At 33.1% G+C, this 11,908-nt stretch carries 11 protein-coding genes; 9 read left to right on the top strand and 2 right to left on the bottom strand.

All coding sequences use genetic code 11. The features are described from left to right. Position 1 precedes the first annotated feature (1 nt). The 9 genes from LPB87_RS19560 to LPB87_RS19520 all read left to right on the top strand — a co-directional run bounded on the left by LPB87_RS19560 (position 2) and on the right by LPB87_RS19520 (position 10,326). The gene (locus LPB87_RS19560; protein WP_230729019.1) at positions 2-175 is read left to right on the top strand and encodes a hypothetical protein; all 174 of its coding nucleotides are present in this window, start codon (positions 2-4) and stop codon (positions 173-175) included. Continuing rightward, a complete protein-coding gene (locus tag LPB87_RS19555) occupies positions 159-1,622 on the top strand; it encodes a DUF2235 domain-containing protein (RefSeq protein ID WP_230729018.1) in 1,464 nt (487 codons plus the stop codon). Before LPB87_RS19560 ends, LPB87_RS19555 begins: the two co-directional genes overlap by 17 nt. Then, positions 1,615-2,754, top strand: coding sequence for a DUF2931 family protein (locus tag LPB87_RS19550; protein WP_230729017.1), 1,140 nt, complete (start codon positions 1,615-1,617; stop codon positions 2,752-2,754). Before LPB87_RS19555 ends, LPB87_RS19550 begins: the two co-directional genes overlap by 8 nt. 62 nt (positions 2,755-2,816) lie before the next feature. Next, complete coding sequence (locus LPB87_RS19545; RefSeq protein WP_230729016.1) at positions 2,817-3,899, top strand: DUF2931 family protein; 1,083 nt, start codon at positions 2,817-2,819, stop codon at positions 3,897-3,899. Between the two features lie 160 nt (positions 3,900-4,059). Beyond that, a complete protein-coding gene (locus LPB87_RS19540) occupies positions 4,060-5,091 on the top strand; it encodes a DUF2931 family protein (RefSeq protein ID WP_230729015.1) in 1,032 nt (343 codons plus the stop codon). Between the two features lie 2 nt (positions 5,092-5,093). Continuing rightward, complete coding sequence (locus tag LPB87_RS19535; protein WP_230729014.1) at positions 5,094-6,479, top strand: DUF2235 domain-containing protein; 1,386 nt, start codon at positions 5,094-5,096, stop codon at positions 6,477-6,479. A gap of 3 nt (positions 6,480-6,482) precedes the next feature. Continuing rightward, positions 6,483-6,653, top strand: a complete 171-nt coding sequence (locus LPB87_RS19530; protein ID WP_230729013.1) for a hypothetical protein — start codon at positions 6,483-6,485, stop codon at positions 6,651-6,653. A gap of 202 nt (positions 6,654-6,855) precedes the next feature. After that, on the top strand, positions 6,856-9,207 hold the full coding sequence (locus tag LPB87_RS19525; protein WP_230729012.1) for a prolyl oligopeptidase family serine peptidase: 2,352 nt from the start codon (positions 6,856-6,858) through the stop codon (positions 9,205-9,207). A 168-nt stretch (positions 9,208-9,375) separates the two neighbouring features. Further along, complete coding sequence (locus LPB87_RS19520; protein WP_230729011.1) at positions 9,376-10,326, top strand: phosphoribosylaminoimidazolesuccinocarboxamide synthase; 951 nt, start codon at positions 9,376-9,378, stop codon at positions 10,324-10,326. Positions 10,327-10,394: 68 nt separating this feature from the next. On the opposite strand, the gene LPB87_RS19515 is transcribed toward LPB87_RS19520, so the two are convergent. Both LPB87_RS19515 and LPB87_RS19510 read right to left on the bottom strand, forming a co-directional pair. Then, on the bottom strand, positions 10,395-10,994 hold the full coding sequence (locus tag LPB87_RS19515) for an SRPBCC family protein (protein WP_230729010.1): 600 nt from the start codon (positions 10,992-10,994) through the stop codon (positions 10,395-10,397). Then, complete coding sequence (locus LPB87_RS19510; protein ID WP_230729009.1) at positions 10,966-11,427, bottom strand: DUF1801 domain-containing protein; 462 nt, start codon at positions 11,425-11,427, stop codon at positions 10,966-10,968. The genes LPB87_RS19515 and LPB87_RS19510 overlap by 29 nt, the downstream gene beginning before the upstream one ends. Positions 11,428-11,908: the final 481 nt, after the last annotated feature.

The following is an 11,908-nucleotide window of genomic DNA, read 5'->3' as shown; positions in this document are numbered from 1 at the left end:
TATGGCAATCTACAAAATTTCTAAAAACAGAAAAGTGATGGTTAAAAACAACTATAATTTAGTAGTTGGTGGTAAATTAACAAAAATCACAAATCAATTTAATATCGAAGCTACAACAGGGAACCTTACTTTAATTTCGAATAAAAAGATAACAGCAGATGGCAACAAACATTAGTTTTGGCAATTATACGCCACCAGATAAAACGGTACCGGGTATAGATGAATTGACCTTAGCAGTACTATTTGATGGTACCTTAAACAACCAGCGTAATACCTACATTAGGAAAGAAAAAGAAAAAAAGAAAAAAGGAGATTTATATGATAAAGAGGCGGTAAAAGATGATCCTTGGGGGATAGACAAAGGCAGTTATGACAATGATTATTCTAATGTAGCCAGAATGCAGGAATATTACTCATTAGGAAAAGATAAGGCATTATATGTTGAAGGTATAGGTACTCTGGATGGAGATACCGATACTGTTGCAGGGTATCTTACAGGAACAGGCGAAACAGGCATAAGAGCAAAAGTGCGTTCGGGTTGCGAAAAAGTTTTTGAAAAGGTATCTAAAGTTAAGAACCCAAAAGTAAATTTAGTTTTAGATGTCTTTGGTTTTAGCCGTGGCGCAGCAGCGGCAAGAGCTTTTATTAATGAAATCACCAAAGAGAGGTACAGTGCCACTAAGGTGTGGAATGCGGAGCAAAAAAAATACAAATACTATGATCTGGATTTAAAACAAGTCGAGAAAGAACAGTTGCCCAAACGAGGTCATTTGGGTCTGTTATTCGAGAAAATGAAAATTGAAATCAATGTCTTGGAAATTCGATTCGTAGGGTTATATGACACTGTTTCGTCCTATGGAGTCAATTTTAACGACGATACAAAAGCTAAAGATGATGTTAAGGAAATTAATTTGAAGGCAATAAATAATCGTGCTGTCAAAAATGTAGTGCAAATAGCAGCTGGTCATGAATGGCGCAAAAACTTTAACCTTACCAATATTAATAGTGCCACAACTAGAGGTATTCAATACACATTACCCGGCTGTCACTGTGATATAGGAGGGGCTTATGAAAATGGAAATTATGAGCAGAAGCATTTGGTAAAAATGGATAAAGAAGGCATAGCTACACTAAAAAAATATGGGGCTGCAAGTAAACAATTTGAATATTTTAAAGAAAAATACAAAAAAGAGTTGGTAGAGAGTGGCTGGTATAAACCAGATCAGTTAAAATATATAATGACTACAGACAATCATAACATTATATACAAAGGCACTCGCTATGTAGATCAGAGATACAGTTTTCTTTCCTTACATTTTATGTGTGGGTTTGCCACAGAAAAAGGGGCAGGATTTAATATAAGCGGCTTAAAAGAAGAATTTGAAATACCTAAAAAAGCAGGAGATAAAGAGCATATTTTGAACTATGTAAAAAAGAAGCTGGAAGCGTACATACAGGCTGTAAAAGATACCGAAGATTACACACAGATTATATCTTATCAAAATTATCTTGATTTTGCCAATGAAAAAATACTCATTAACAGCAACCTGCATTGGTCGGCCACAGACAAAACGGGTCATGAACCAAGAGCGAATAATATAAGAACAGTAATAGATGGATAATCCTAGAAAACAACTAATCAATATTATACTCCTAAGTATTTTGAGTATAAACCTAACCTCTTGCCAATATTTTACCATGAAAGAATATAAATACGATGCTTATGCCAGTTGCGATGATGAATATCCTATTACTGCTTATTCCAGCTCTTTTCACACCCTTAATAGCTTTTTACCACTTGTAGGGCCTACTGGTAAATTAATAGGTACTTGGGGTTCAGGAGGTGCTGATGTAGTAGGGGATGGTTTTAATGAAGTGCCTAAAGATTTGAGAATTCATTTTTATTCAGATACTGAAGATAAATTTTATGAGAGCACTTTTGATTTGCCGTCCGAAGAAATAGAAAAAATGCTACAAGAAGAAAGTACAGACCCATCTAATCAAGGTAAAACCTTTGATGACTCGCAATCCGGCAGAAAATTAAAATATATGAAGTATGACCAGATCATTGCAGGTGTTTCTTTAGGAGGAGAAGTTACCGTTTGGATGGCAGGTATGAGAGAGCAAAAACTAATAGCGACCTATTATGCAAAAGAAGTGCCAAATGTAAAATGGGAGAACATATCTGAATACGGCTCTCGCGAAAAAAGAATCAAGTATAATATGAGTACGGGGTTGTCAGAAAAAGTAAAACAAGAAATAAAAAGCAACGCATTGCCCTATACATTATGGCAAACGTATAAAGAAAAATATAATTGGGCATTTAGGCTAATAGATACCAATGGAGAGCAATTAAATGAGATTTATTTTAGAATGATCAATGCGGAAGAAGAAAGTGTGTATAGCAACAATCCTTTATTAAATAATGATCCTCCTCAGTCTAGGGCTATTCCTTATTTTGTTGAGCTCAGATGGCAAGATGCATCTAGACAAAAATATATTGGTAGAGTTATGTTGCGTGAAGACATTATATATTATTTAAATAGATATCATTCTGAAATAATTAAGGATAAAAACCCACAAGATTTTCAAGAAGAAGAAATATTTAAAGCGTTTAATAGCTTGGATAAAAGTAAACCCATCGAAATCTTATTTAAAGTTAACGGTTCTAATAAAGAATGTAAGGTAATAGTAAAACAAGAAAGTAAAGAAATCCCGCTAACCAAAATATTTGTCAGGGTTTTTGAGGATTAATTACGGAGTTTATTTACTCGACCATGAAATTTTAGGCAAAACAAGAAAAAAGCACCCAGCTCATGAAAAAAACAATGCTTTTATTGCTTTTAGCAATAACAATAAATTCATGTATGGAAAAAAAGTATGAGTGGTCAGCAAGTATTTCTTCACCAAGAGAATATCCTGTAGAAGTTTACACAGGAGCAGCAGGAGGTTATTTTTTTAGCCAAATGGGAGGATTTAGCAACACTGGTTGGGGAGGTGGAGGTAGTGTAGATTTTATAAAAGCACCCTTGCCTGATAAGCTCGATATGACATGGTTGTCGTATGTAGATGATAAATTTTATACAGGGGAATGGAAACTCCCTACAGAAAAAATACAACAGCTATTTGATGAGGGTTTTTATGCTAAAAGAGGAGAAGAAGGAGTAACAGAACCTTATAAATATATAAAAATTGGCTTTGCTCCAAAAGGAATGGTAGTAGTTTGGGTTGCCGGAAATGGAAGACAAGTTGAAGTAGCTCGATTTCAGGCTCATGAAACGACTATAAACCCGAAACTCATCAGTAAAGACGAGAAGTATATGTTTGAAAAGGATTATACGAAAGATATGTTGACTTACGATGGTACTATATCTAAAGACGTTCGAGAACAGATTAAGCAATATGGTTACCCTTCACCAGAGGTTTATGAGGAGTATCGTGAAAAATACAACTGGAAACCAAAAGTAATCTTACCCGAAGGCAGTAAAATAACCTCAATGTATATTAAAATGTGTAACGGAGAAATTGAAAATCCGTATGATAGACCAATAGAGCTAAAAAATAGAGCAATTCCTTTTTCTTTTGAAATATTCTGGTCTGTAGGCAGTGGCAAACAAGAACAAGAGTTTGTTTCTAGAATAGCTTTTACGCACGATAAAGAATATTGGGCAAAGTATCTTGAAAGTGGAGAGGATGAAATTCCGGTAGATTTTGATAAAAATCAAATTAGAAAATTGTTTAAAGAAGATCTGGATAAAAATAAGGCTACAGAAATGGTTATAAAAATTGATCCAACAAAAGGAGATGATGATAAATGGGTAACTAATTTTTATGTAGAGCAATTTGAGAAAACATATAATTTAAACCAAATCTGTCAAGATTCGGGTAAATACGAATAGTTATGAGCGTTATATTTGGAAATTATACTCCACCTAAAAAAAAAGACAAAGTTACGGAACTAACCATCGGCATTTTTTCTGATGTCAAATAAAACACAGACCGATAATGATAAAAAAAACAATGCTTTTATTGCTTTTAGCAATCACAATAAATTCATGTATGAAAAAAAAGTATGAGTGGTCAGCAAGTATTTCTGCACCAAGAGAATATCCTGTAGAAGTGTACACAGGAGCAGTTGGAGGTTATTTTTTTAGCCAAATGGGAGGATTTAGTAACACTGGTTGGGGTGGCGGAGTAGGCGATAACAACATAAAGGCTGCTTTACCCGAGAATCTCGATATGACATGGTTGTCGTATGTCGATAATAAATTTTATACTGGTGAGTGGAAACTCCCTACAGAAAAAATAAAAAAACTCTTTGACGAGGGTTTTCATTCTAGACCAGGATCTGAGTCAGAAAGAGATAACTACAGTATCATAAAAATAGGCCTTGCCCCAAAAGGAATGGTGGTAGTTTGGGTTATGGGAGCAGGTCACCAAGTTGAAGTAGCTCGATTTCAGGCTCATGAAACCATTATAGACTCAAAACTTATTAGCAAAGACGAGAAGTATATGTTTAAAGAGGATTATGCTAAAAGGGCTTTAACATACGACGGTACTATATCTAAAGATATTCGAGAACAACTTGAGCAATATGGCTACCCACCACCAGAGGTTTATGAGGACTATCGTGAAAAATACAACTGGAAACCAAAAGTGATTTTACCCGAAGGCAGTAAAATAACTTCAATGTATATTAAAATGTGTAATGGAGAAATGGAAGACCCTTATGATTTGCCCATAGACCAAAAAAACAGGGCAATTCCTTTCTCTTTTCAAATTTTCTGGTCAATAGGCAATGGTAAACAAGAACAAGAGTTTGTTTCTAGAATAGCTTTTACAAACGATAAAGAATATTGGGCTAAATATCTTGAAGGGGGAGAAAATGAAATTCCAGTAGATTTTGATAAAAATCAAATCAGAAAATTGTTTAAAGAAGATCTGGATAAAAATAAGACTATAGAAATGATTATAAAAATTGATCCTAATGTTGAGATAAAATCAGAGCGAGTTACTGATTTATATTTAGAACAAGATGGAAAACGATATGAGATAAAAGAAAAGGCAACACGAACAGGTAAATACGAATAGTTATGAGCGTTATATTTGGACATTATACGCCACCTAAAAAAGAAGATGAAGTTACGGAACTAACCATCGGTATTTTTTTTGATGGTACCAATAACAATAAAAACAACACTAATGCCAAAGAATATTATGATAAAAGGGCTAGGGGCGAAAAATTAACCCCTGAAGAAACCATTTCTGCAGAAGCATATCGAAAAAATGGACAAGGCAAAACCAGTAGTAGTTATTATAATGCCTGGTCTAATGTTGCACGGCTTCATGATGCTTATCCTACAAAATTAGCTGTATATGTTGATGGTATTGGTACTGAGTCTGAAAAAGGAGACTCATTGTTAGGAGCTGGTTTTGGAACAGGATTTATTACTAGTGGTACAGGTATATTTGGAAAAGTACAGGAAGGATGCAAAAATCTAGCTGTGAATTTAAAAACAAATGGCATTACCAAAATAAAAATACTTAAGTTAGATGTTTTTGGTTTCAGCCGAGGAGCAGCAGCAGCCCGAGTTTTTTTGGATGAAATTGAGAAGAAAGCAGATCGATCGGCTGTTAAATTTAAAAATAGCAGAGGTTATTTGGGGTATTATTTAGCCAAAAATAATATCACGGTAGATGTGGTAAGAATTCGTTTTTTAGGTCTTTTTGACACAGTATCTTCTTACTCGCCAGGAATAAGTATCAATCCAGACTTTGATAATGATGCAACCGAAATAGAATTAAACAATTTATCTCGGGCAAAAACAATCATGCACTTTACCGCCGCTGATGAGCATAGAGCCAATTTTTCGCTTACCAAAACAAGAGTAGGAAAAGAAAGAGAATTTCCGGGTGTGCATTCTGATGTTGGCGGAAGTTACAATGATGGCGTTGAGCTAGTAGGGGTTATTGAGAAAAATTTTAAGGACGAATTAAAAGAGCTTTCAGAGAAACTGATAGCAGAGTCTTGGTATTTAAAGAACCAATTAGAGGTTTCTTTTTTTGGACCAAAGCACGAACTTAAAGGTACACGAGAATTAAGCAAAAACTACAGTTACATCCCGCTTCATTTTATGGCAGAATCAGCTATAGCAACACAAAAAGTTCCATTTAAGATAGAAAAAATAGAAATTGATAAATATAGCATTGCTAACGATGCCTTACTTATGCGGGTAAAAAAGCGTTTGCGAGAGTATGTTTTATATGATGGTGAGCCCTACACATTTAAGTGGTTTGGAGCAATTCATGAAAAGTATAAAGGGATAAAAGCTGGTGATAAACAATTTGTAGCTTACCAGCAAGAGTTACAAGAGCAAAAAGATTTACGAAAACTCCGTAATGAATATTTGCACTGGTCTGCTGACAATGGTTCTCTGGGTATGGAAGCAGCAAAAGATAGGATACGTAACAAAATTTAAATTATGGCAATCTACAAAATTTGTAAAAACAGAAAAGTAACGGTTAAAAATGAATATACTTTAATCGTAGGCGGTACATTAACAAAAATATCAAATCAATTTAATATCGAAGCTACAGAAGAAAATCTGACTTTAATTTCGAATAAAAAAATAATCGCCCTTAGCAAAAAGTAGTAAATTTTAACGTATAGATTATAGATTATCGAAATTTAAGATTGTATTATACCGTTATATCTTATTGGTAGATTTCCCTACCAACACTATAGATTATTAATTTAAAGTAGATTTCAAAATTGGTACGTTAATTTCCCTGCCAAAGAAAGATTTTTTTAATTGCAATCAAAGTGTATTTTTGTGTTAATCAAATAACATAAAAATGACTAAAAATATCTTTGCAGCTGCTTTGTTGATTTTTTCAATATCAGGCAAAAGTCAGAACCTGAAGTTGGATGAAATCATGAAAGGGGATTCATTTGTTGGTGTTCAGCCTACAAATCAACATTGGAGTTTAGACGGAAAAAAGGTTTACTTCGATTGGAACCCTAATAATGAGCTAGGTTTAAGTACTTATTTCTGGGAAAAAGGGATGACAAAACCAGTACTTGCCCAACCAAAAGAAGCGGCTTTTTCGCAATTGGATTTTAAAAGAAACCTAACATCCGATATTGTTTATTATATAGATAAAGGAGGATTATATTCTTATTCTATAAATAATAAGGTTTCAAAAAAAATATTCCAGCAATCGAATCCGATTTCTAATTTAGAACTGGGCTCTGAAGTTGGAATTTTATTTTTTCAGCAAAATGATAATTTATTTAAGTACAATGCCAAAGAAGGGACGATAGTACAGATCTCAAATTTCAATAGTGGAGATAAAAAGGAGAAAGAATCAAATAAAGATTCTTTTTTGAAAACGCAGCAGAAAGAATTATTCCAATTTATTAGAGATAAGGAAGCTAAAAAAGAATGGAATACAGCTAAAAAGAATAGCATTAAATCTGATTTCCCTAAAGAATATTACTATGGTAAAAAAGATGATTTTGCAAGTCTTAAAGTAAATCCAAACGGAAATTTTGCAACATTTAGTTTAATCGAAAAATTAGATGTTAAGAAAGAAACAATGGAAGTTTTTATCACTGCCGATGGGTATAACCAATCTCCTGAGACGAAAGAAAAGGTTTCTATAGATAATTTTGTAAAGACCAAATTCGGAATATATTCAGTTGCTAAAGATTCCGTTTATTTTGTGAATTTTTCTAGCTTAAGCCATATTCAGGATGTACCAAAATATTATGATTCGTATGAAAAGCTTAAAAATAAAGAGAAGTCAGATAAACTAATAACGGTTCAAGCTCCGGTTTATAATGCAAGTGGTTCATTGGCTATAGCCGAAATAAGAAGTCAGGATAATAAAGACAGATGGTTAATTAGTCTTGATTTAGACAAAGGTACTTTTCAGGAAATAGAACATCAGCATGACGAAGCTTGGATTGGCGGACCTGGAATTCCGTCTTATGATTTTGATTCAGGAACTTTAGGATTTCTCTCGGATAACGAAACGATTTACTTTCAATCGGAAGTTACAGGATATTCACATTTGTACACCTATAATTTAAAGACTAAAAAGAAAATACAACTTACTAGTGGTAATTGGGAAGTAAGAGATGTGACTTTATCAAAAGATAAAAAGACATTTTATTTAACTACAAATACAACGCATCCGGGAAATAGAAATTTCTATAAATTGGCTGTAGCCAATGGTATTTTAGAACCTATTTTAACAAAAGACGGTGCGCATGAGGTAAGTTTATCTCCAGATGAGAAAACGCTATTGGTACGTTATTCTTATAAAAATAAGCCATGGGAATTATTCATAGGAGAAAATAAAAAGAATCCTGCATTACAACAAATAACGTCTTCGACTACAGAGGAATTTAAAAAATACCAATGGAGAGAACCAGAGGTAATTACATATAAGGCGCAAGATGGAACTACCGTTTATGCGAGATTATATACTCCAAAGGCAGAAAAAACAAACAAGGCTGCTATATTATTTGTTCATGGAGCAGGATATCTACAAAATGCACACAATTATTGGAGTAATTACCATAGAGAATATATGTTTCATAATATGTTGACCGATTTAGGTTATACTGTTTTGGATATTGATTATAGAGGAAGTGATGGTTACGGACGTGATGTAAGAACTGGAATATACCGTTTTATGGGTGGAAAAGATTTATCGGATCAAATAGACGGAAAGAAATATCTAGTAGATAATTACGGAATTGATGCTAATAGAGTAGGGATATATGGTGGTTCTTATGGTGGTTTTATCACTTTGATGGGAATGCTTACTACTCCGGGAGAATTTGCTTCTGGAGCTGCATTGCGTTCTGTTACGGATTGGGCACATTACAATCATGGTTATACCGGTAATATTCTTAATTTTCCTGAAACTGATCCAGATGCATACAAAAAAAGCTCTCCGATTTATTTTGCAGATAATTTAAAAGGAAACTTATTGATGCTTCATGGTATGGTCGATGATAATGTAGAATATAAGGATGTTGTACGCATGTCTCAACGCTTTATAGAACTAGGTAAAAAGAATTGGAGCCTTTCATCATTCCCGGTAGAAGCACATGGATTTAAAGAAACGTATTCTTGGATTGATGAATATGATAGAATCCTGCATTTATTTAATGAGACACTATTAAAAAAGTAATTATTAGTTACAGTTTACAGTCGCAGTTTTCAGGCTGAGACTCAAAGTGTGACTGTAACTATAAAAGAGTACCCCTAAAAAAAGAATCTGAATAGATTCTTTTTTTATTTTATTTAGTTTTAAATTTGCATTCGTAAAACAAGAAACAACACAACACAACAAATAATAATGAGCAATACAATTACAACTACTAATTTTAATTTTCCTAATCAGAAATCGGTTTATCGCGGAAAAGTTAGAGAGGTTTATAATATCAACGATGAACTTTTGGTTATGGTTGCTACTGATAGACTTTCGGCTTTTGATGTAGTTTTACCAAAAGGGATTCCGTATAAAGGACAAATCTTAAATCAGATTGCAACTAAATTCATGGAGCTTACTAAAGATATTGTTCCGAATTGGTTAATCGCAACACCAGATCCAAATGTTGCAGTAGGTCATTTATGTGATCCATTCAAAGTAGAAATGGTAATCAGAGGTTATGTTTCTGGTCATGCAGCGCGTGAATATGCGGCTGGAAAAAGAGAAATTTGTGGTGTGGTTATGCCAGAAGGATTAAAGGAAAACGATAAATTTCCAACACCTATCATTACTCCAACTACAAAGGCTGATAATGGTGAGCATGATGCAGATATTTCGCGTGAAGCCATCCTTTCAAGAGGAATTGTGTCAGAAGAGGACTATTTGATTTTAGAAAAATATACTAGAGCATTATTTCAAAGAGGAACCGAAATTGCTGCAAGTCGCGGTTTAATTTTGGTAGATACTAAATATGAGTTTGGTAAAACTAAAGAAGGAGTAATTGTTTTAATTGATGAAATTCACACACCAGATTCTTCTCGTTATTTTTATGCAGAAGGATATCAGGAGAGACAAGACAAAGGTGAAGAGCAAAAACAATTATCAAAAGAATTTGTACGTCGTTGGTTAATCGAAAATGGATTTCAAGGACAAGAAGGACAGCAAATTCCAGATATGAACGATGCTTATATTGAATCTGTATCGGAACGTTATATCGAACTATATGAAAATATTCTAGGAGAAAAATTCGTTAAAGCTGATATTGATAATATCGATCAACGTATCGAAAAGAATGTAATCGCTTATTTGAGTAAATAATATTTTACTCAAAATAGATTTAAAAAAAGTAACCCCACAATTTAGATTGTGGGGTTACTTTTTTTAGATTATTGTGGACCTTCTTGAATAACTTTTAAATTTTGAAGACCAGTTTCGAGTTGTTCACCCAGTATTTGATCTATATTCATAAACGCAAGCATTAAATTCATAGGATAGGGAGATCGACCATCAAACCCCCATTTTACTTTTGTTTGAGCAGGAGTAACCTCTTCAGTTGTCATATAGGCCCTATCAGTAGATTCCATAGGAGCTTCAAAACGTAATTCATATTCCAATCGCTCGCCAGGTATAATTTTTTTTATTTCCTGTTCGCCTTTACCTACGTTTTTATCGTTGCTATTCCAGCCAAATACTGCGCCAACTGTTCCGTCTGTACCCGAAAACGTTTTTTTCATTGCAGGGTCTAATCTGGCCCATACGCTAAAATTGTTTTGGTTTTTTAGATACTTAATATAATTAAATACACTGTCTTTTGGTTTATTGATAGTGACTTCCCTCTCTACATGAAATTCATTTGGTAAAAAAAGAGCTACTATTAATCCTAACATTACAATACTTAAAAGCCCGAGAATAATTTTTTTAATAACATTCATAGTTTTATAGTTAAGTGGTTTATAATTATTTTGATTTTTTGAATTGTGTCTCATAACAACTTATCCATTCGGCAACAGAGATTTTTTGTACAAGTTCTGCTATTAGGTCAAAAGGAATTTCATCCATTTTTTTAAAACGAATACAACTCTTTCCCATATCTAGTTTTTGTTTGGTGTGTTTGGGGTATTCAGTAACAAACCAATCTAATAAATCTGGTTTTGCATAAATTCCCATATGGTACAACGCTATAAAGTTTTTTTGAGATGCTATATTTATAAATGGCAAAGGGAGTTTAGGATTACAATGATAGCCTTCAGGATAAATAGAATGAGGTACAAGATAACCCAACATTCCATAGCTTACTTCTTCTGTAAATCCTTTGGGAATATTATTAAGTATTGTTTCACGAAGTTTAAGAAAAGGGAGCTTTCTTTCTTCAGGAAGTGATGATAAATATTCTTCGATTGTTTTGGCAGACGATTGCATCTTAAGTTTTTATTGTAAAGTTAAATAAAATTTAGTGTTGTGAATTTTAATTGGTTATAAAATTAAAGTGCTGTTTTTTAATTTTTTATTACAAATAATGCAACCTTTTATTTTTTTTGTACGTCTTAGTATTATGAGGTAGACTATTTTGGATTAATTAAAATTTAAATTTAATTTTTCAAGAAGTGCTATTCCAATTAAAATTATCAAGAGATCAATCAAAAAATAATCATTATGAAAAAGTCAATCGTTTATTTAGGAATTGCTTTAATCGCTTTTGCAAATACAGCGTAGTAATTTGGAGCAAAGATTAAAATAAGAAAAGCAAAAATTGCGATATAGTTCTGTAACATTTAGCTTTTTTGTGAGACTTATAATTAGCAACGTATTTTAAATTTATAAGTAAAGTAGACTACTTTATGTAGTATAATGTTATTTTAATTTATGTAGCTGTCAAAGAATTTGAAAGAATTCTTAAATC

It is taken from the genome of Flavobacterium sp. EDS, assembly GCF_020991525.1.
Lineage (GTDB): Bacteria > Bacteroidota > Bacteroidia > Flavobacteriales > Flavobacteriaceae > Flavobacterium.
Note: the sequence above shows the minus strand (reverse complement) of the source record. Positions and strands in the feature narration are given on the sequence as shown.